The organism is Massilia polaris (assembly GCF_012927275.1).
GTDB classification, from domain to species: Bacteria; Pseudomonadota; Gammaproteobacteria; order Burkholderiales; family Burkholderiaceae_D; genus Telluria_A; species Telluria_A polaris.
The window spans coordinates 183,076-203,397 of record NZ_JABBGG010000008.1; the positions used below are offsets into that span (position 1 = coordinate 183,076).

Genomic DNA, 20,322 nt, shown 5'->3' on the forward strand with positions numbered 1-20,322 from the left:
TTATAATGCGGCAAATGGAAACTCCTACCCAATTCGTCCAATGGCTGCGCTCAGTCGCGCCGTACATCCACGCTTTCCGTGGAAAGACCTTCGTGGTCGCATTCCCGGGCGAACTTGTCGCCGCCGGCGCACTGTCGGTCCTGGCGCAGGACCTGTCGCTGCTGGTCGCACTCGGCATCCGCGTCGTCATCGTGTACGGCTCGCGCCCGCAGGTGGCCGAACAGCTCGCGCTGCGTAACGTCGAAGGCCGCTTCCACAACGGCCTCCGCATCACCGACACCGCCGCACTCGAATGCGCGAAGGAGGCCGCGGGCGAACTGCGGCTCGATATCGAAGCCGCGTTCAGCCAGGGTTTGCCGAACACGCCGATGGCCCATGCCTCGATCCGCATCATCTCAGGTAACTTCGTCACCGCGCGTCCGCTTGGCGTTATCGACGGCGTCGACCTCGAGCTGACCGGCATCACCCGCAAGGTCGACGCCGAACGAATCCACGCGATCCTCGGCACCGACAGCCTGGTGCTGCTCTCGCCGCTCGGGTTCTCGCCGACCGGCGAAGCGTTCAACCTGACGATGGAAGACGTCGCCGTATCGGCCGCCATCGCGCTGCACGCCGACAAAATCATCTTCATCACCGAAACGGCGATGATGCTTGACGAAGGCGGCGCCGAGATCCGCGAACTGTCCTCGCACCAGGCCGAAGCCGTTCTGGAAGCGGCCTTCCTTGCGACCGACTCGTCGTTCTACCTGCAGCACGCGATCAAGGCATGCAACAGCGGCGTCTCGCGCGCCCACATCGTGCCGTTCGAGATGGACGGCTCGGCGCTGCTCGAACTGTTTACCCACGACGGCGTAGGCACCATGATCAGCTACGAGAACCTCGAAAGCCTGCGAAAGGCCACAATTGAGGACGTCGGCGGAATTATCAAGCTGATCGAACCGCTGGAAGCCGACGGCACCCTGGTCAAGCGCGGCCGCGAGCTGATCGAACGCGAAATCGACCAGTTCTCGGTGATCGAGCACGACGGCGTGATTTTCGGCTGCGCGGCGCTGTATCCGTTCCCGGAAGAGAAAATGGCCGAGATGGCATGCCTGACCGTCAATCCCGAGGTGCAGACCCAGGGCGACGGCGAGCGCATCCTGCGCCACATGGAGAACCGCGCGCGCGCCGCCGGACTCAAACAACTGTTCGTCCTGACCACCCGCACTTCGCACTGGTTCCAGAAGCGCGGCTTCAAGCCCGCGACCATCGATGCGCTGCCAAAAGACCGCCAGCGCATGTACAACTGGCAGCGCAAGTCGCAGGTGCTGGTCAAATCTTTATAATTGTAGTTTCACACATCGCATCAGGAGCAGAAATGGCCCGCACCGTCCATTGCATCAAACTCAACAAAGAAGCCGAAGGGCTGGATTTCCCGCCGTATCCTGGCGAGCTGGGCAAGAAGATTTACGAATCGGTATCGAAGGAAGCCTGGGCCGCATGGCTGAAGCACCAGACCATGCTGGTCAATGAGAACCGCCTGAACCTGGCTGACCTGCGTGCGCGCAAGTACCTGGCGGCGCAGATGGAAAAGCATTTCTTCGGCGAAGGCGCCGATGCGGCTGTGGGTTACGTGCCGCCAGCGGATTAAAATCCGTCGAGAACCGTAGGGCGGATAAGCGAAAGCGCATCCGCCCTGCGTTTTACCGTCTACATCGCCTTGCACTGGCGTAGTTCACACCGCGCCATGAAGGTCCTGCCCTCCTGGCACATCATGCGATAAACCTCGACCGGCCCTTCCGGCGTCATCAGCCCGGCGCCCTGTCCGCCCGTACATCCCTTCAGCTTCGCCATCTTCTCCACCGTCGCCGACGACCGGCCCGGCACGAACGGCACGCGCTCGATCGGCGCGCCATTCGCATCGACCAGCCCCGGCTGGCGCGCAGCCTTAACCGCCACAGGCGCGACGGCGACCGGTTCGGCTTGGAACATCGAACAGCCGCTGGCAAGCAGCGCGCAGAAGGTCAGCACATACAGCTTCATGGATTCCCCTTGGGCGGTCAGAACGTCAGCTTCCGTACGCCTTCGCTGGTGCCGAGCAGGCAAACGTCCGCGCCGCGCTGGGCGAACAGGCCCACTGCCACCACGCCGACGATCTGGTTGATGTGCGTTTCCAGCGCCGCCGGATCGGTGATCTGCAGGCCGGCCACGTCGATCAGTTCACCGCCGTTGTCGGTGATGAACGCTTCATCGGCGCCCGGCTTGGTGCGCAGGCGCGGCTGGCCGCCCAGTTCCGCCAGTTTGCGCATGACAGCGGCGCGCGCCATCGGCAGCACTTCCACCGGCAGCGCGAACTTGCCAAGCACGTCGACCAGCTTGGAGCCGTCGGCGATGCAGACGAACTGCTGCGACACCGAAGCGACGATTTTCTCGCGCGTCAGCGCGGCGCCGCCGCCCTTGATCATCGCGCCGGCCGCGTTGATTTCATCGGCGCCGTCAATGTAGACGGCGATCGAGGTGACCTCATTCAGGTCGAATACCTCGATGCCGTGGCCGCGCAGGCGCGCCGCGGTCGCTTCGGACGAGGCTACCGTGCCCTTGATGCGGTGCTTGATTTTGGCCAGTTCGTCGATGAAGAAATTGGCGGTCGAGCCAGTGCCGACGCCGATGATTTCGCCGTCAACGACGTAGTCGATGGCGGAACGCGCCACGGCTTGTTTGAGTTCGTCTTGAGTCATGATGTGAGTAAAAATGAGGAATATGCCATTTTACCGGATCGCACTGCGCCGGTGCCGGGCAATTTTGCCGACAGGTCCGGGATGACAACTAAGACACACACGCTAATCGCCCCGGCCTTACCCGCCATGAATAGACGTTCACGTCTGCAAAGGATATTGTTCGACTACTAAACAATCAGTGAACCTGACATGTCGAACAACGTAGCCGCAATTCCATTCCAAATATTCTATGAACCGGGCAAGGCATTCGCCGCGCTGCGCGACAAGTCGCACACCTGGCTTCCGCTGCTGGCGCTGATGATCAGCAGTGCCGCGATGATGTACTGGTACTTCCAGACGGTGGATTTCCCGTGGATGGTCGACCAGGCCATCGCTGCCAAACCGGACATGACCGGCGACGAGCGCGAAGCGATGCACAAGATGATGTCGCCGACGGTGATGACGTGGTCTGCGCTGGGCGGCATCCTGATCGGCACGCCGATCGCATATGCGCTGTACGCGTTGTATTACCTGCTTGCCGGTAAATTCCTTGGCAGCGATATCAGCTACGGAAAATGGTTTGCGCTGACCGCCTGGACCGCGCTTCCGCGCCTGCTGGTGCTGCCGCTGATGGCGCTGCAAATCATGACGTCGGGCGGGCGCGTGGCCATGGAAGACTTGTCGATGGTGTCGCTGAACTTCCTGTTGCTCCACCTGCCGGTCGGCCACCCATGGGGCGGATTCTTCAACAGCCTCGACCTGCCGCTGCTGTGGTCCGCCGTGCTGACCGTGATCGGGCTTCGCGTATGGACCGGCCGCAGCCTGGCTACCTGCATCACCGTCAGCGTCTTGCCGCTGCTTGTGATCTTCGGCCTGTGGGCCGCCAAGATCGTCATGTTCGGATAACGCCTGAAGAAAAATGAAACGAAAAATCATTGCGGCGGCCGTCGTACTGGCATTCATCGGTGTGCCGGTTGCGGTCAAGCTGTCGAAGAATAAGACGGTAAAGGAAGCGGAACTGGCCAAGGTCGAACTGCGCCAGATCCAGCCAACCATCCTCGCCTCGGGCAACCTCGTGTTTCGCCAGGAGGTCCAGCTGTCGAGCGAAGTAATCGGGAAAGTCAGCGAGGTGCTGGTCAAGGAAGGCGACAAGATCGAGCGCGGCCAGGTGCTGCTCAGGCTCGATCCGACACCTACCGCGCCGAAGTGGCGCAGCAGGACGCCAGCCGGCGCAGTGCTGCGATTTCGATCGAGCGCGCCCAGCTGAACCTCGCCAACCAGAAGCGCAGCCTTGAGCGCAGCGCCAGCCTGGCAAACGCCAAATTCATCGGCGCCAGCGCTTTCGAAGATGCGCGCCACAAAGCCGACCTGGCCGCAGTCGAGTTGCGCGCCAGCCGCGAAGCGTTCCAGCAGGCCGAGGCGATGCTGTCTCTGTCGAAGGAGCGCCTGGCCAAGACCGAAGTGCGGGCGCCGATCAGCGGCACCGCAACTGCGGTCCAGATCAAGGTCGGCGAGACCGCCGTCGCCAGCGCCACCGGCATCGCCGGCTCCAGCCTGATGACAATTGCCGATGTTTCGGGGATCATGGCCGAAGTGAGCGTCGACGAAGCCGATATCGCCGGCGTGGCGGCAGGCCAGGGTGCGCGTGTGTACCCGTCCGCATACGCCGACAAGCCGGTCAGCGGCAAGGTCGAAAGCGTTTCGCTCACGCCGAAGGTCAGCACCCAGGGCCGCAACTACATCGTCAAGGTGCGCCTCGACGACAGCCCCCTGGCACTGCGCACCGGCATGACCGCGCGCGTCGAAATCGTGCTGGGCGGCGGCACCGCCCGCCCTGCCGTGCCGCTGCAGGCGGTACTGACCGAGCAGCCGGCAGGGACAAAGGAGAAGTCCGCCAGCTACGTGCTGGCCGTGGTGGACGGCGTTGTAAGCAAGCGCACGGTAGAACTGGGACTGGCCGACGACAACAACCAGGAAGTGCTGAAAGGCGTAGTCAAGGGCGATACCGTTGCAATCGGCCCGGCGCGCCTGCTGCGTGAGCTTCGTGACGGCGACGCCGTCGGCGCACTCAAGGCCGACCCGAAGCAAAGCCGCAGCGCACAGGCCCCTGCCGCGAAGGACAGCCTGTGATCCGATTGTCCGGCCTGACGAAAACCTATCGGATGGGCGACCAGGAAGTACGCGCACTGCAGGGCGTGGAGCTGAATATCGGGCGCAACGAATACATCGCTTTCATCGGCGCTTCCGGTTCCGGCAAGTCGACCATGATGAGCATTCTCGGCTGCCTCGACCGCCCCACTTCCGGCACTTACCTGCTCAATGGGCGGGACGTGGCGTCGATGGAGAGCGACGAACTGGCGCTGGTGCGCAATGCCGAAATCGGGTTCATCTTCCAGAGCTTCCACCTGCTGCCGCGTTCCACCGCGCTGGCCAACGTGGCGCAGCCGCTGATCTACCGCGGCGTTGGCCTGAAGGAGCGTGTGCGCATGGCCGAAGAAGCGCTGCGTCATGTCGGGCTGGGCGAGCGCATGCACCACCGTCCCAACGAGCTTTCAGGCGGCCAGCGCCAGCGCGTGGCGATTGCACGCGCACTGGTCGGAAAGCCGTCCATCCTGCTGGCCGATGAACCGACCGGCAACCTCGATTCGGCGACCAGCCGCGATATCCTTGCGCTGATCCGCGAAGTACACGCGGCGGGACAGACCGTGGTGATGGTCACGCACGAACCCGAGATCGCGGCCCAATGCCACCGCGTAGTGCGGCTGCATGACGGCGCCGTCGTCAGCGACATTCTCAATCCGATATCTCCGGCGCAGAGCCGGACAGCTGCCCATGTGACGCTCGACCGCATCAACTAATTCCTGGAAAGGCCAGCATGTACGTATTCATCGAAGCGCTGCGCTCCGCGATCGCTGCCATTCGCGCTCATCGCCTGCGCAGCTTCCTGACTTCGCTCGGCGTCATCATCGGCGTCGCCTCGGTCATCGCCGTGGTGTCGCTGATCCAGGGTATGTCGCAAAGCATCAGCAAGCAGTTCGAGGGCCTGGGCAGCAACGCCATCACCATCAGCGCCAAGAACGATTTCAAGGATGTCCTGCGCGGCAAGATCAACACGCTGCGCTTCGAGGACGTCGAACAGCTGCGCGCCCACGTCGACGGCATTCGCGACCTGTGCCCGGTATTTTCGCCGGGAGGCGGCGACGTCCGTGTCGCCAACAACAAGGCCTTCGCACATGTGATCGCGACCACGCCGAGCTATCAGGACGTGCACCAGCGTTATGTGCAGTCCGGCCGCTTCCTCAGCAGCGCCGACGAGACGAATGCGCGCCGCGTCGCGGTAATAGGTTCGAAACTGGTCGACGAGCTGCACCTCAAAGGCGAACCTCTCGGTCAGTTCATCCAGTATTCAGGAGAGTGGTTCAAGGTTGTCGGCGTCATGGAAACCCGCGGCGAGTTGTTCGGCATGTCGCAGGACGATTACCTGATCATCCCGTACAAGACCGGCCGCAGCATGATCGGAAATAACCAGAAGCCGAACATGAGGATCAACGTCAGCAGCGACAGCGCGACCCCGGCCGATGAGGTAAAGCGCCAGATCACCGCCGCGATGCGCTCGTCGCACAAGCTGAAGGCGGATGACAAGGACGACTTCGAACTGGTCGCATCCGACCAGCTGTCCAAAAGCTTCGGCGAGATCAGCACCATGGTCACGATGGTCATGGGCGGCATCGTCGGCATCGCGCTGCTGGTCGGCGGCATCGGCATCATGAACATCATGCTGGTGTCGGTCACCGAGCGCACGCGCGAGATCGGCATCTGCAAGGCCATAGGCGCGCGCAGCCGTGACATCATGCTGCAGTTCCTGATCGAGGCGGTCATCCTCGCGCTGTTCGGCGGCCTGATTGGCGTCGCGCTCGGCTATGCGATCGGAACAGGCGCCGCGGCGCTGATCCCGAACTTCCCGACCGCCTTCGTGCCATGGTGGGCGATTGCGGTATCGCTGCTGTTCTCGGGCGGCGTCGGCGTTGTCTTCGGCGTTTTCCCCGCCAGCAAAGCGGCTAAACTCGACCCGATCGAGGCGCTGCGCTACGAGTAAATTCGACTGAACGGTACTGATGATGATTGCATTTCACCTGATGGCAGCCTTGATGGCGCTCGCGTTCCCGGCCTGGGACTACTGGGAGGCGAAACGCCTGCGCACGGCGCGGCACCCGCTGGCCCGTACCCAATGCTATATCCGCTGCTGCGCCGTGCTTTGGCTGTCCACGTTTGCGGTGATGGCCATGATGCCGCTCCAGGGCTGGTGGAATGTGCCGCCTGGCCTGCGCCAGCTTGCCGGCGCGGTCTCGTCCGATTTCATGCTGGGCGTTCTACCGGCGCTGCTAGTGGCCCTGATGCTGCCGCTGATACTGGCGGTCTTCAGCCAGGCCATGCGCCAGAAGATTTTCGCCCAGTTGGCGGAGATCGATTACCTGCTCCCGCAGACGCGAACTGAAATCGCGCTGTTCGCAGGGGTCTCTGTAACGGCCGGCATTTGCGAAGAAGTGCTGTACCGCGGCTTCCTGTTCGCCTACCTGCAGTCCGCGCCATGGAATCTCGACCCGGTGACGACGCTGTTGCTGGCATCGGCAATGTTCGGCATCGCCCATTTCGGTCAAGGTCTGAAGGGGATGCTGCTGACCGGTACGATCGGACTGTTCCTGGGCTACCTGTACATCGCCACCGGCAGCCTGCTTGCGCCGATCATCGTGCATATCCTGATCGACCTGCGCGCCACCGCGCTGTGCTACCTGCGCGCCGTCACGCAGCGCCAGGCCGCCTGACGGCCGTTAAAGCCGCAACAGCCGCCGCGGCAGGTTTTTTTTGTCGCGTGGGTTGGCAAGGAATCCGGCGAGGACCGTTTCAAACAGGCGGCCGCTGTCCGCGTACCGCGGCTGGCGCATCGTGCGCGGCGACCGAAGGTGCCTGAGCACGAAATAGTCCGCCAATAAATCGCCCTGCGCTTCCATGTTGTAGTCGGCGAGCGTCTTGCCAGCCGCGAGTTCGTAGCGGTATCCGAGCCCGATCCGGATCGCACCGCGCAGGCGTACCGGATAACCCAGCTGGTGCTGCCACACGTGCACCATCTCGTGCATGAACCAGTGCCTGGCATGATCGTCGCCGCGCGAGAAATCGGTCAGGCAGCAGGAACGGTGGAAGTAGATGCTTCCGTTGGGAGACATCGCGCAGTTGCGCGGCTGGAGGCCGAACGGCAGGTAGCGGCGGCCGAAGATGCGCACAAGCGCGTAGTCGATGGCGTCGCCGAAAATGGCCGAGGCCATGCGGACCTCGCCCTCCGTCATCGGACGGTGAGGTAGCGCCGCCGGGCGCGCTGCCGGCGTGATGAGGATGTGCGGCGGTTCATGTGACATCCGCCCATTCTAGCGCGGCGCGTGATTCGCACGCGCCGCGTTCAATTGCGTTAGCGCAGTGCGGCGGCCGCGCGGGCCAGTTCTGTAATGTGCGCCCAGTTGCCCGCCCTGATCGCATCTTTTGGCGTCAGCCAGGAACCGCCGACGCAGGCCACGTTTTTACATGCGAGGAACTGCGCAGCGGTCTCGATCGAGATGCCGCCGGTCGGGCAAAAAGTCACGTCCGGCAGCGGACCGCCGATCGCGTTGAGCATGCCGACGCCGCCCGCCGGCACCGCCGGGAACAGCTTCAGCTGGCGGAAGCCGGCTTCGCGCGCAGCCATCACTTCGGACGGCGTCATCACGCCCGGCAGCAGCGGCAGGCCGCTCTTGCGCGACGCTTCGATCAGCGCCTGCGTCAGGCCGGGCGACACGCCGAACACGGCGCCCGCATCGCGCGCCGCGGCGAATTCGTCGCCCTGGGTCAGCGTACCGACGCCAACGATCGCGCCCGGCACCTGCGCCATCGCGCGGATCGCGCCGAGGCCATGCTCGGTGCGCAGCGTCACTTCCAGAACGCGGATGCCGCCCGCGACCAGCGCTTGCGCCAGCGGCACGGCGTGCTCAGGATCGTCGATGGCGATTACCGGGATTACGCTCGCCGAGCGCATGATGTCGAGTAGGGTCATGGTCATTTTGGGTTCTTGATCAAAAAGTCTTCATCGGAGCCCGGCACCGTGTTGCCGATATCGGCGCCTTCATGCACGTTGAGGGTACTTGGAATCGGCGATGGCAGCGGGAATGTCGCGGCGCCCTGCTCCGCTTCGCTGATCGTACTGCGGAACATCGCGAACAGTTCGCGGCCCATGCCAACCTGGCAGGAGCCCAAATCCGCGGTGGCGTGCGATCGCGCCGCCCAGACTTCGGCAGGCACCAGCGCCTCAAGGGTGCCGGTACCGGCGTCGAGGCGGATGATGTCGCCGTCGCGCACCAGGCCAAGCGGGCCGCCGGCGAGAATTTCAGGCGACACGTGGATCGCCGCCGGCACCTTGCCCGACGCGCCGGACATGCGGCCGTCGGTGACCAGCGCGACCTTGCGGCCGGCGTCCTGCAGGTTTGCCAGCGCCGGGGTCAGCGCGTGCAGTTCCGGCATGCCGTTCGCGCGCGGTCCCTGGAAGCGCAGCACCGCGACGAAATCACGGTCGAGGCGTCCTGCTTTATAGGCGTGCATGAAGTCTTCCTGCGAATCGAAGGTCAGCGCGGGCGCTTCCACCACGCGATGCTCGATCTTCACGGCCGACACCTTCATCACGGCGCGGCCCAGGTTACCGTCGACCAGCACCATGCCGCCGTCCGGTGAGAACGGTGCGCTGGCTGGACGCAGCACGCTGTCGTCGCCGGTGGTTTTCGGCGCCGGCTTCCAGATCACCTGCTCGCCGTCGAGGAAAGGCTCGGTGCAGTGGGCGCGCAGGCCTTTGCCGAGGATGGTGGTAACGTCGTCGTGCAGCAGGCCGGCGTCGAGCAGTTCGCGGATCACGAAGCCGGTGCCGCCGGCGGCGTGGAAGTGGTTCACGTCGGCGTCGCCGTTCGGGTAGATCCGGGTCAGCATCGGGATGACCGCCGACAGCTCATTGAAGTCGTTCCAGTCGATGACGATACCGGCGGCGCGCGCGATCGCCACCAGGTGCAGCGTGTGATTGGTCGAACCACCGGTAGCCAGCAGGCCGATGATGCCGTTGACCATGCACTTCTCGTCGACCACCTGGCCGACCGGCGTGTAGTTGCCCTGCTCGCTGATCGCGACCGCGCGCTGCGCAGCTGCCGCAGTCAGCGCATCGCGCAGCGGCGTGCCCGGCGTGATGAAGGCGGCGCCCGGCAGGTGCAGGCCCATGATCTCCATCAGCATCTGGTTGCTGTTGGCGGTGCCGTAGAAGGTGCAGGTGCCGGCGCCGTGATACGACGCCGCTTCGTTCTCGAGCAGCTCTTCGCGCGTGGCCTTGCCCTGTGCGTACAGCTGGCGGATGCGCGCCTTTTCCTTGTTCGAGATACCCGTCGTCATCGGGCCGGCCGGCACGAACACCGCCGGCAAGTGGCCGAAGTGCAGCGCGCCGATCAACAGGCCCGGGACGATCTTGTCGCATACGCCGAGGTACAGGACGGAGTCGAACATATTGTGGGACAGCGCCACCGCGGTCGACATCGCGATCGTATCGCGCGAGAACAGCGACAGCTCCATGCCCGGCTGGCCTTGCGTGACGCCGTCGCACATCGCAGGCACGCCGCCGGCGAACTGGGCGACCGCGTCGGCCTTGCGCACGGCGTCCTTGATAATCGCCGGGAAGGACTCGAAGGGCTGGTGCGCGGACAGCATGTCGTTGTAGGAGGAGATGATGGCGACCGAAGGCTTCTTGAATTCCTTCAGCTTCAGCTTGTCGCTGGCGGGGAAAGCAGCGAAGCCGTGCGCCAGGTTGGTGCACGACAGCGCGCCGCGCTGCACGCCCTGCATGCGGGCCGCATCGAGGTGCGCGAGGTAAGCCGTCCGTGAAGATTTGCTGCGCTTGATAATCCGCTGCGTTACCGCGTCAACTACAGGATGCAAGGCCATGGTCATTCCTTTTGAATTAATTTTCTGAAATTTTACTACAAATCGGATCCGGATGCGCATTTCGCGGACCGTCGGGCGGGTAAGCGCTTGCGCGCACCCGCCGGGTTCCGTCTTGGACATGCATTGGCGGGTGCGCGCTGCGCGCTTACCCGCCCTACGCCATCTCCTGCCACATCGGTTTGTAGTGAATTTACGTATACATCATGTATTATTCGATAATCTTACGCGCGATGCGCGACTCGTCTTCAACCTATCTAACGTACGACATCCATGCGCCAGCCAGCCCTTACCCATACCGCCAGCTTCCAGGCTCTTGAAACCCACGCTGTCGAAGCCGAAGACTGGCAATTGCGCGGCCTGTTTTCCGCCGATCCGGAGCGCTTCCCGAAGCTGACCGTCGACGCCGCAGGCCTGTTCTTAGACTATTCAAAAAACCGGCTTGACGGGCGCACGCTTGAACTGCTGGCCGACCTGGCGCGCGAGCGTGGCCTGGAGGCTCGCCGCGACGCTATGTTCGCAGGCGAGAAGATCAACCTGACCGAAGGCCGCGCCGTGCTGCATACCGCGCTGCGCGCGCCGCGCACCGCCGAGCTGACGGTCGACGGCCAGGACGTCATCGCCGACGTCCACGCAGTGCTCGACCGCGTACGCGCGTTCTCCGATACGGTGCGCGCCGGTACGTGGCTGGGCTACACCGGCAAGCCGATCACCGACATCGTCAACATCGGCATCGGCGGCTCCGACCTCGGCCCGAAAATGATCTGCCTCGCGCTGCGCCAGTACACGCACCCGCGCCTGACCATGCACTTCGTCTCCAACGTCGACGGTCACGACATCGACGCCGCGCTCGCCAAAGTGAACCCGGAAACGACGCTGTTCATCATCGCATCCAAAACCTTCACCACCGCAGAAACCATGATGAACGCGCAGACCGCGCGCGCATGGTTTCTGCAGCACGCGCAGGAGTCGGAGCTGTCGCGCCACTTCGTCGCCGTATCGACCAACACCGAAGCGATCAAGACCTTCGGCATCGACCCGGCCAACATGTTCCCGTTCTGGGACTGGGTCGGCGGACGTTATTCGGTATGGTCGGCGATCGGCCTGCCGGTAGCGCTGGCAGTCGGCTTCGGCTACTTCAGCGACCTGCTGGCCGGCGCCCACGCGATGGACCTGCACTTCAAGGAAGCGCCGCTCGACAAGAACATGCCGGTACTGCTTGGCCTGATCGGCTTCTGGAACCGCCAGTTCCTCGGCTGCTCGTCGGTATCGATCGCGCCCTACCACCAGGACCTCAACCGCTTCCCGGCCTACCTGCAGCAGCTGGACATGGAGAGCAACGGCAAGCGCGTGACGCGCGACGGCCAGCCGCTCGACGTGGCCACCTGCCCGGTGATCTGGGGCGACTGCGGCACCAACGGCCAGCATGCGTACTTCCAGCTGCTCCACCAGGGCACCGACGTGACGCCGATCGACTTCATCGCCGCGCTACGCCCTGCGCACGAGTACGAGAACCACCACGCGGCACTGCTGGCGAACTGCTTCGCCCAGTCGGAAGCCTTCATGAAGGGGAAAACGCTGGACGAAGTGCGCGCCGACCTGCGGCAGCAAGGCCTGTCGCTTGCCGAGATCGAGCGCCTGGCGCCGCACAAGACCTTCCCCGGCAACCGTCCGAGCAACACCATCCTGATGGAGTACCTGAACCCATTCACGCTTGGCGCCCTGGTTGCGCTGTACGAGCATAAAACGTTCGTGCAGGGCGTGATCTGGAACGTGAACAGTTTCGACCAGTGGGGCGTCGAACTCGGCAAGGTACTGGCGAAGAACATCGAAACGGAGCTGACCGGCGAAGCCAAACCAGAACGCCACGACAGCTCGACCAATGGCCTCATTGCGATGGCCAAGGCAGCCACCTGACATGACGACCATGGACACTAACGACATCACGGTCGCCTGGGACGCGCCGATGAACGTGGGCGAATGCCCGCTCTGGCATCCGGCCGAATCGTGCCTGTACTGGGTCGACATCGGCGGCTTCACGATCCACCGCCTCCATCCATCGACCGGCACGCACGATGAATGGCGCATGCCGACCGAGCCCTCGGCGCTCGCGCTGAACGCCACCGGCGGCCTGGTGGTGGCGATGCGCGCGGGTTTTTTCACGTTTAATCCGCAGGACGGCAGCATCGCCGAGATTGCGCCGGCGCCGTACGACATGACGACAACGCGCTTCAACGATGGCCGCGTCGATCCGGCGGGCCGATTCTGGGTCGGCACCATCTACGAACCGCGCGACCAGCAGGCCGCGCAGATGTTCTGCCTCGAGAAAGGCAAGGTCGAACTCAAATGGTCGGGCGGCATGACGGTATCGAACGGCCTCGCCTTCTCGCTCGATGCCACTTCGATGTACCACGCGGACACCACCACCCACCGCGTCGACCGCTACCAGTTCGACAGCGCCACCGGCACTGTCGCCCACCCATCGCGCTTCCAGCAGTTCTCGGCCGACAAAACCCGCAACTATGGCGGCCGCCCGGATGGCGCAGCGGTCGACAGCGAGGGCGCGTACTGGGTCGCCATGATCGAAGGCGCGCGCCTGCTGCGCTTTGCGCCGGACGGCGAACTGCTGGATGAACTGAAGCTCCCGGTTCGCTGCCCGACCATGATGGCCTTCGGCGGCGACGACATGCGTACGCTTTTCATCACCAGCCTTGGCCACCGTCCGGCCGAGGAAATCGCGCAGTTCCCACTAACCGGCCGCCTGCTGTCGTTGCGCGTGGACGTCGCAGGCCGCGTAGAGAATGCCTATCAGCCATGACCAAACCAAACCTCCCCCTCCGGACGCTGGCTGCTGCCACCGTCCTCTGCCTCACCGCCCACGCGAACGCAGCGCCTGAAGGCGACAAAGGAATCTGCGCGTTCATCCAGCAGGAAGACGCGCACCTCGCCGCGCAGGTCGAAGGCCGCACTGGAGCGCCGCCGGACCGGTTCATCGGCAAGGGAGGGAAAGGTTCGACCTACCGGTACGATGCGCGCGACGCGAGGATCGACTACCGCGTGACGGCCGACGGCCGGCCCTGGGTTGTCAGTTCCGTCATGGAGCGTCGCCACATCGCCGCACGCGGGTGGACGCACGACAGCGTGGCGCAGCAATTGAACCTGCCGCAGCCATTGCCTGCCAGGCTAGAACTGACCTGCGAACATCGTACTTTGTATGTCGCCAGCGCTGCAGGACGCATCGAGTCGTTGTCGCTGGAGGCAAGGGCTGACTGATTTACCCCGCCGGGCCGGCCGGATCGACTGAACGTCCCTGGGGTCTGTCCCCGGGGACGGACCGAACGTCCATGGGGTCTGTCCCCGGGGACGGACCGAACGTCCTTGGGGTCTGTCCCCGGGGACGGACCGCGTCCTTGGGGTCTGTCCCCGGGGACGGACCGGGTCACGAATGGCCCCGACGTGGGAATGTAGTAGATTTACTTGCAAAGCAAATATTGATGTAGTAAATTTACATAAACACTGCGGCATCCTGCACTTGCATGCGCCAGCGCGGGCTTGAACGCTGCGTCATCTTCCCTCGGCATTTACTTTCTGCGATCAAATACTATGGCTCTTACCGATTTCGACCTCGTTCTCTTTGGCGGCAGCGGCGATCTGGCGATGCGCAAGCTGCTGCCGGCGATGTACGCCCGCGACGTATGCAACGACCTTCCGCCGACCGCGCGCATCATCTGCGTGGGCCGCCACGAGTGGTCGCAGGACGAATTCCTGGCCACGATCGAGAGCACCTCGAAGCCGCACCTGAAGCAGGTCGACGAAGCGGTGTGGGCCAAGTTCACCAAACGTATCGTGTATGTGTCGCTGAATGCGACCGAATCTTCAACCTACGGGCCGCTGGTCGAGGCGCTGCGCAAGGACGATGCGCTGACCCGCGTCTATTACCTCGCCACGCCGCCGCACCTGTTCGCGCGCATCTGCGACAATCTCGCCGCGACCGGCCTGGCCACGCCGAACTCGCGCGTGGTGCTGGAAAAGCCGCTCGGCCGCGACCTCGCCAGCGCCAAGCAGATCAACGCCGACGTGGGCAAGGTGTTCGCCGAAAACCAGATCTACCGGATCGACCACTATCTCGGCAAGGAGACCGTGCAGAACCTGCTGGCCCTGCGCTTCGGGAACATCCTGTTCGAGCCGCTGTGGCGGCGCGAATGGATCTCGGACGTTCAGATCACCATCGCCGAGAAGATCGGCGTCGGCAACCGCATGGGCTACTACGACACCTCGGGCGCGCTGCGCGACATGCTGCAGAATCACTTGCTGCAGCTGCTGTGTATCGTCGCGATGGAGCCGCCGACCTCGATCGCGCCTGACGCCGTGCGTGACGCGAAGCTGCAGGTCCTGCGCTCGCTCAAACGCTTCACGCCGACCACGCTGTCGCAGAATATCGTGCGCGGCCAGTACCGCGCCGGCCACGTCGACGGCACCGCGGTGCCGAGCTACCGCGACGAACCGGATGCGCCGCAGCAGTCGCGCACCGAGACCTTCGTCGCGCTGAAGGCGGAAATCGATACCTGGCGCTGGGCCGGCGTGCCGTTCTACCTGCGCACCGGCAAGCGCATGGCCGACCGCCTCGCCGAAATCGTGGTGCGCTTCAAGCCGATCCCGCATTCGATCTTCAACCAGCCGAACAACAGCTTCCAGCCGAACAGCCTGGTCATCCGCCTGCAGCCTGACGAAGGCCTGCGCATGAACCTGATGGCGAAGACCCCCGGCGACGGCATGCGCCTGAAACAGGCCGAACTCGAACTCGATTTCCGCGAACAGTTCAAGGCGCCGCGCATGGAAGCCTACGAACGCCTGCTGCTCGACGTCCTGCGCGGCCAGCTGACCCTGTTCATGCGCGGCGACGAGCTGGAAGCGGCATGGGAATGGGTCGAACCGATCCTGAACCACTGGGAGCAGGAAGACAGCATGCCGGTGCCGTACACCGCCGGCACCTGGGGCCCTGCCGCGTCGTCGGCGCTGATCGGCCGCGATGGACTCCAGTGGCGCGAAGAAGCGTTACCTGAGGACTAAAAATGGAAACGCAAGGAGCCTGGCCATGCATGGCCAGCCCGTTCCGCAGGCGCGGCGCGTTGCGCCACGAAACCCCTGCTTCACCGTTGCCTGAGGACTAAGCCCAATGCTGCTCGATTCGATCCGCACCCAGCTCGACTCGCTGTCGCGCTCCGAGCGCAAGGTTGCGCTGGCGGTGCTCGACAACCCGGGCGGCACCGTCAGCCAGAACATCACGGCGCTGGCCAAGGCCGCGCAGGTGTCCGAGCCGACGGTCGTGCGCTTTTGCCGCACGCTCGGCTACGACGGCTGGCACGAGTTCAAGCTGAAGCTGGCGCAGGGCCTCGCGCTTGCGCTGCCCGGTGCGAACGAGCAGCCAGCCCAGGACGACCTGGCGGCGGACCTGGTCAACAAGATCTGCAGTCGCTCGATCAACACCCTGCTCGACCTGCGCAACAATCTCAATCCCGAGGCGATCCAGCGCGCGCTCGACATCCTCTCGCGCGCCAACAAGATCGAATTCTACGGCCAGGGCACGTCGGGCATCGTCGCCACCGACGCCCAGCACAAGTTCTTCCGCTCGGGCGTGCCGACCGTGGCCTACGCCGACCCGGCCATCCACAGCATCGCCGCGTCGCTGCTGCACGCGGGCGACGCGGTGGTGGCGATTTCGCAGCGAGGCAACAACTCGGCGCTGGTGCGCTCGGCCAAGCTGGCGCGCCGCGGCGGCGCCGACGTGATCGTGCTGGCCCCATCGGGCACGCCGCTGGCCGACATGGCGACGGTGCTGATCCCGATCGACCTGGTTTTCAATATCGACCCGTACACGCCGATCTCGGCGCGCCTTGCCTACCTGGTCGTCATCGACGTGCTCGCAGTCGGCCTCGCGCTGCAGCGCGGCCCTGAATTCCGCCGCAAGATGCAGAACGCCCAGAAGGCGCTGCAGGAGTTCGACATGCAGTTCGACTCGTTCATCGGCTAAAATCGACGTTTTGACCGTCGACCCGACCCGCCATGTACACCACCCCCGAATCCAGCACCCGCCCCGATTACGCCATGCTCACCCGCCAGGTGACCAGCATCCTCGAAGGCGAACGAGACCTGACCGCGAACGCTTCGCAGTTTTCCGCATTTGTTTACGACACCATCGCCGAATTGAACTGGGCCGGCTTCTACCTGACGGTCCCGTCGAAAAAAGGCGACGTCCAGGACCTGCTGGTCGGGCCGTTCCAGGGCAAAGTGGCTTGTGCGCGCATTCCCTTCGGACGCGGCGTGTGTGGCGCCTCCGCCGTGGAGCGGCGCACGATCGTGGTGGCGGACGTGCATGCGTTCCCCGGACATATCGCGTGCGACTCGGCCTCGAATGCGGAGATCGTGATCCCGCTGGTCAAGGACGGCAAACTGATCGGCGTGTTCGATATCGACAGCCCGGCGCTGAACCGTTTTTCCGACGAAGACCGCGCGGGACTGGAAGCGATGGTGGCGGCCTTCCTCGACGCGACCGACTGCGCTTAAGGCGCGCATATCGAGCGTGGTTGTACAATAGCGGCTGATTTTTCTACACAATTGGCCAGCCATGAATCAACTCGAACAACTTAAACAATTTACCAAGGTTGTCGCCGACACCGGCGACTTCCAGTCGATCAAGCAGTACACCCCGCTCGACGCCACCACCAACCCTTCGCTGATCCTGAAGGCGGTCCAGAAGCCTGAATACCGCCCGCTGCTGGATAAAGCCGTGCAGGACAACCCTGGCCTGTCGATCGACGAAGTGGTCGACCGCCTGCTAATCGCGTTCGGCACCGAAATCCTGAAGTTTGTCCCGGGCCGCGTCTCGACCGAGATCGACGCCGCCCTGTCGTTCGATACCGAAGCGACCGTGGCCAAGGGCCGTGAGCTGATCGCCCTGTACCAGGCGGCCGGCGTGTCGCGCGAGCGCGTGCTGATCAAGATCGCGTCGACCTGGGAAGGCATCCGCGCGTCGGAGATCCTGGAGAAGGAAGGCATCCGCACCAACATGACGCTGCTGTTCTCGCTGTGCCAGGCCATCGCCTGCGCCGAAGCGGGTTCCCAGCTGATTTCGCCTTTCGTCGGCCGCATCTACGACTGGTACAAGAAGTCGACCGGCCAGGAATACACCGGTGCGGACGACCCGGGCGTCCAGTCGGTCAAGCGCATCTACGACTACTACCGCAAGTTCGGCTACAACACCGAAGTGATGGGTGCGAGCTTCCGTAACACGTCGCAGATCCTCGAACTGGCCGGTTGCGACCTGCTGACCATCAGCCCGGACCTGCTGCAAAAGCTGGCCGATACCGAAGGCGCGGTCGAGCGCAAGCTCGACGCCGATGCGGCGCCCGTGGATATGGAAAAGCTGTCGGTCGACGAAAAGACCTTCCGCTTCATGCTGAATGAAGACGCGATGGCGACCGAGAAGCTGGCCGAAGGTATCCGCGCGTTCTGCGTGGACTCGGCCAAGCTGAAACAGATGATCGCCGGGATGCGCTAACCAGCCGCGCCATCAACAACGTCGTTTCCGGCAATGCCGGAAACGACGCAGCAGGTCGAATCGGTGATCAAAAAATAGCGACGCGAAGCGCAGGAGCGTGTAGTCTTGCTACCAATAATTATTGGACCACTCGGAGGCATTCGAGGTGCGTATCGACGATCTGCTCCCCTACCTTCACCAGGTCGAACGACTGCGGCTCGAGCAGCCACGCCCGCAACAGCCCGTCGATCAGCGCGAACAAGCCCAACGCCACTAATGCCGGATCGACGTCGGGTTTTAACAAGCCATGTTCGACGCCGATCTTGATCCTGCCTTCGCACGTCGCCATCCACTGCTCCTTCCACTCCGCGCGCCGCCGGCGCACCGCGTTCATCTCCTCCACCAGTTCCATCTTCAGCGTGGCGATTTCAAAAGCGCGCCGCGCCCTCTGGTCGTCCACCGTCAGCCTGAACACGCACACAATATACTCGTGCAGGTCGGCCAGCGGATCATCCGGGCACTGCTTCTCGAGCAGGTACAGCGCCGACTCCAGCGGCATCTTCGCGCGTTCCATCAGCGCGTTGAACAAGGCGGCCTTGTCCTCGAAATGCCAGTAAATCGCGCCGCGCGTCAGGCCCGCGGTGGTGGCGATGTGCTGCAGCGTGGTGTGCGCCACGCCCTGCGTGACGAACAGTTGCTCGGCGGCGTCAAGGATGCTGTCGCGGGTCGCGAGCGCGTCTTCCTTAGTCTTGCGAACCATGGATACTCCGAATTTTAGGGGGGGGCAAACATTAAACATACATTCGTGATAGTATATTCCAAAATCTCGAAGCCCGGGCAACATTGAACAAATAAATTAAAAGTATCTTTGTTTCAGTATGACCCATTTTAAGGATGCACACGCATGCGCCACACCCAGTCGTTCTCACCACCCATGAAGCGGATCGCTACCTGCACCCTTGCCGCGCTGACGTTGTTGTCAGCTTGTGGCGACAAGGACAAGGCACCTGCCGCCGGCAACCGCCCGCCGCCTGAAGTCGGCGTTATCGTCACCAAATTCCAGCCGGTCGCGCTGCAGACCGAACTGCCAGGCCGCGTCGAGCCGGTGCGCGTCGCCCAGGTGCGCGCGCGGGTCAACGGCGTGGTACTCAAGCGCGAATTCACCGAGGGCAGCGAAGTCAAGGCCGGCCAGGTCCTGTTCCGCATCGACCCTGCCCCGTACGAGGCGGCGCTGAACAGCGCGCGCGCGTCGCTCGGCAAGGCGCAAGCCAACCTGACGCAGGCCAGCACCCAGGCCGACCGTTACAAGCCGCTGGTCGAAGCGAACGCCGTCAGCAAGCAGGAATACGTCAACGTGGTCGCGGCCCAGAAGCAGGCCGAAGCCGACGTCGCCGCAGCGCGCGCGTCGCTGCAGGTCGCCCAGATCAATTCGGGCTACGCCAATGTGGCCGCGCCGATCTCCGGCCGCATCGGCCGCGCCCTGGTCACCGAAGGCGCGCTGGTCTCGGCCACGGAAGCGACCCAGCTCGCCGTGGTCCAGCAGACCAATACCGTCTACGTGAACTTCACCCAGTCCGCCTCCGACCTGCAGCGTCTGCGCAAGGCCGTCGGCGGCAAGGTCCGCGGCAATGGCGCCGTTCCGGTCACCGTGCTGCTGGACGACGGCTCCGAACTGGCGCAACGCGGCAAGCTGCTGTTCTCCGACGTGACGGTCGACCCAACGTCGGGCCAGGTCACGCTGCGCGCGGAAGTGCCGAACCCCGACAACGCCCTGCTCCCTGGCCAGTACGTCCGCGTGCGCCTGTCGCAGGCCGAACTGCCGGCCGGGATCCTGGTTCCGCAACAGGCGGTAACGCGCGGCACCCAGGGCGACACCGTCATCGTGGTCGGCGCCGACGGCAAGCCTGCGCCGCGCCCTGTCAAGATCGGTTCCCAGCAAAGCGGCAACTGGATTGTCCTCGACGGCCTGAAAGAAGGCGAAAAAGTCGTCGTCGACGGCTTCCAGAAAATGATGGTGCCGGGCGCACCGGTCAAGCCGGTGCCGTTCCAGGCACCGCAGCCTGCCGCTCCCGCCGCCAGCCGCTAATAGAAACAGGA

General features: G+C 63.9%; 22 protein-coding genes. 16 read left to right on the forward strand and 6 right to left on the reverse strand.

The window, feature by feature from the left end; translation table 11 throughout:
• The first annotated feature begins 14 nt into the window (after positions 1 to 14).
• Positions 15 to 1,325: an amino-acid N-acetyltransferase gene (argA, locus tag HHL21_RS15470; RefSeq protein WP_169467433.1), complete on the forward strand. Its 1,311-nt coding sequence runs from the start codon at positions 15 to 17 to the stop codon at positions 1,323 to 1,325.
• 32 nt (positions 1,326 to 1,357) lie between these two features.
• Positions 1,358 to 1,630, forward strand: coding sequence for an oxidative damage protection protein (locus HHL21_RS15475; protein WP_169467435.1), 273 nt, complete (start codon positions 1,358 to 1,360; stop codon positions 1,628 to 1,630).
• Positions 1,631 to 1,689: 59 nt separating this feature from the next.
• On the opposite strand, the gene HHL21_RS15480 is transcribed toward HHL21_RS15475, so the two are convergent.
• Together HHL21_RS15480 and rpiA are read right to left on the reverse strand one after the other, a co-directional pair.
• Positions 1,690 to 2,022 carry a hypothetical protein gene (locus HHL21_RS15480; RefSeq protein ID WP_169467437.1) on the reverse strand — a complete coding sequence of 111 codons (333 nt, stop codon included), beginning with the start codon at positions 2,020 to 2,022 and terminating at the stop codon, positions 1,690 to 1,692.
• A gap of 17 nt (positions 2,023 to 2,039) precedes the next feature.
• Positions 2,040 to 2,717: a ribose-5-phosphate isomerase RpiA gene (rpiA, locus tag HHL21_RS15485; protein ID WP_169467439.1), complete on the reverse strand. Its 678-nt coding sequence runs from the start codon at positions 2,715 to 2,717 to the stop codon at positions 2,040 to 2,042.
• A 189-nt stretch (positions 2,718 to 2,906) separates the two neighbouring features.
• Between rpiA and HHL21_RS15490 the strand changes: the two genes are divergently transcribed.
• Genes HHL21_RS15490 through HHL21_RS15515 form a run of 6 tightly spaced genes read left to right on the forward strand, consistent with a single transcriptional unit; the run spans position 2,907 to position 7,519 of the window.
• The gene (locus HHL21_RS15490; RefSeq protein WP_169467441.1) at positions 2,907 to 3,602 is read left to right on the forward strand and encodes a YIP1 family protein; all 696 of its coding nucleotides are present in this window, start codon (positions 2,907 to 2,909) and stop codon (positions 3,600 to 3,602) included.
• Between the two features lie 13 nt (positions 3,603 to 3,615).
• Positions 3,616 to 3,963 carry a biotin/lipoyl-containing protein gene (locus HHL21_RS15495; RefSeq protein ID WP_169467443.1) on the forward strand — a complete coding sequence of 116 codons (348 nt, stop codon included), beginning with the start codon at positions 3,616 to 3,618 and terminating at the stop codon, positions 3,961 to 3,963.
• Positions 3,903 to 4,826: an efflux RND transporter periplasmic adaptor subunit gene (locus HHL21_RS15500; protein ID WP_169467445.1), complete on the forward strand. Its 924-nt coding sequence runs from the start codon at positions 3,903 to 3,905 to the stop codon at positions 4,824 to 4,826. Before HHL21_RS15495 ends, HHL21_RS15500 begins: the two co-directional genes overlap by 61 nt.
• Positions 4,823 to 5,554: an ABC transporter ATP-binding protein gene (locus tag HHL21_RS15505; RefSeq protein WP_169467447.1), complete on the forward strand. Its 732-nt coding sequence runs from the start codon at positions 4,823 to 4,825 to the stop codon at positions 5,552 to 5,554. The genes HHL21_RS15500 and HHL21_RS15505 overlap by 4 nt, the downstream gene beginning before the upstream one ends.
• A 17-nt stretch (positions 5,555 to 5,571) precedes the next feature.
• On the forward strand, positions 5,572 to 6,792 hold the full coding sequence (locus HHL21_RS15510; RefSeq protein ID WP_169467449.1) for an ABC transporter permease: 1,221 nt from the start codon (positions 5,572 to 5,574) through the stop codon (positions 6,790 to 6,792).
• A 19-nt stretch (positions 6,793 to 6,811) separates the two neighbouring features.
• Positions 6,812 to 7,519, forward strand: coding sequence for a CPBP family intramembrane glutamic endopeptidase (locus HHL21_RS15515; protein ID WP_169467450.1), 708 nt, complete (start codon positions 6,812 to 6,814; stop codon positions 7,517 to 7,519).
• Between the two features lie 6 nt (positions 7,520 to 7,525).
• On the opposite strand, the gene HHL21_RS15520 is transcribed toward HHL21_RS15515, so the two are convergent.
• Genes HHL21_RS15520 through edd form a run of 3 tightly spaced genes read right to left on the reverse strand, consistent with a single transcriptional unit; the run spans position 7,526 to position 10,691 of the window.
• Complete coding sequence (locus HHL21_RS15520) at positions 7,526 to 8,107, reverse strand: Rhs element Vgr protein (RefSeq protein WP_229496468.1); 582 nt, start codon at positions 8,105 to 8,107, stop codon at positions 7,526 to 7,528.
• A gap of 50 nt (positions 8,108 to 8,157) precedes the next feature.
• Positions 8,158 to 8,781: a bifunctional 4-hydroxy-2-oxoglutarate aldolase/2-dehydro-3-deoxy-phosphogluconate aldolase gene (gene eda / locus HHL21_RS15525; protein WP_169467452.1), complete on the reverse strand. Its 624-nt coding sequence runs from the start codon at positions 8,779 to 8,781 to the stop codon at positions 8,158 to 8,160.
• The gene (gene edd / locus HHL21_RS15530; RefSeq protein ID WP_169467454.1) at positions 8,778 to 10,691 is read right to left on the reverse strand and encodes a phosphogluconate dehydratase; all 1,914 of its coding nucleotides are present in this window, start codon (positions 10,689 to 10,691) and stop codon (positions 8,778 to 8,780) included. The genes eda and edd overlap by 4 nt, the downstream gene beginning before the upstream one ends.
• 270 nt (positions 10,692 to 10,961) lie before the next feature.
• Here edd and pgi point away from each other — a divergent pair, with 270 nt between their 5' ends.
• From pgi to tal, 7 genes are all read left to right on the forward strand, one after another.
• Positions 10,962 to 12,605, forward strand: a complete 1,644-nt coding sequence (gene pgi / locus HHL21_RS15535; protein WP_169467456.1) for a glucose-6-phosphate isomerase — start codon at positions 10,962 to 10,964, stop codon at positions 12,603 to 12,605.
• Positions 12,606 to 12,615: 10 nt separating this feature from the next.
• The gene (locus tag HHL21_RS15540; RefSeq protein WP_169467522.1) at positions 12,616 to 13,506 is read left to right on the forward strand and encodes an SMP-30/gluconolactonase/LRE family protein; all 891 of its coding nucleotides are present in this window, start codon (positions 12,616 to 12,618) and stop codon (positions 13,504 to 13,506) included.
• Positions 13,503 to 13,961, forward strand: a complete 459-nt coding sequence (locus tag HHL21_RS15545; RefSeq protein ID WP_169467458.1) for a hypothetical protein — start codon at positions 13,503 to 13,505, stop codon at positions 13,959 to 13,961. The genes HHL21_RS15540 and HHL21_RS15545 overlap by 4 nt, the downstream gene beginning before the upstream one ends.
• Positions 13,962 to 14,291: 330 nt before the next feature.
• Positions 14,292 to 15,758 carry a glucose-6-phosphate dehydrogenase gene (gene zwf / locus HHL21_RS15550; protein WP_169467460.1) on the forward strand — a complete coding sequence of 489 codons (1,467 nt, stop codon included), beginning with the start codon at positions 14,292 to 14,294 and terminating at the stop codon, positions 15,756 to 15,758.
• A gap of 106 nt (positions 15,759 to 15,864) precedes the next feature.
• Positions 15,865 to 16,719 carry an SIS domain-containing protein gene (locus HHL21_RS15555; protein WP_131429445.1) on the forward strand — a complete coding sequence of 285 codons (855 nt, stop codon included), beginning with the start codon at positions 15,865 to 15,867 and terminating at the stop codon, positions 16,717 to 16,719.
• A 32-nt stretch (positions 16,720 to 16,751) separates the two neighbouring features.
• Positions 16,752 to 17,252 (forward strand): free L-methionine (R)-S-oxide reductase MsrC, encoded by a 501-nt coding sequence (gene msrC, locus HHL21_RS15560; protein WP_169467462.1) that lies wholly within the window; start codon positions 16,752 to 16,754, stop codon positions 17,250 to 17,252.
• Between the two features lie 61 nt (positions 17,253 to 17,313).
• A complete protein-coding gene (tal, locus tag HHL21_RS15565; RefSeq protein WP_169467464.1) occupies positions 17,314 to 18,246 on the forward strand; it encodes a transaldolase in 933 nt (310 codons plus the stop codon).
• Between the two features lie 118 nt (positions 18,247 to 18,364).
• Here tal and HHL21_RS15570 read toward each other — a convergent pair whose 3' ends face one another.
• The gene (locus HHL21_RS15570) at positions 18,365 to 18,985 is read right to left on the reverse strand and encodes a TetR family transcriptional regulator (protein ID WP_169467466.1); all 621 of its coding nucleotides are present in this window, start codon (positions 18,983 to 18,985) and stop codon (positions 18,365 to 18,367) included.
• Between the two features lie 144 nt (positions 18,986 to 19,129).
• Here HHL21_RS15570 and HHL21_RS15575 point away from each other — a divergent pair, with 144 nt between their 5' ends.
• Positions 19,130 to 20,311, forward strand: coding sequence for an efflux RND transporter periplasmic adaptor subunit (locus HHL21_RS15575; protein WP_169467468.1), 1,182 nt, complete (start codon positions 19,130 to 19,132; stop codon positions 20,309 to 20,311).
• Positions 20,312 to 20,322: the final 11 nt, after the last annotated feature.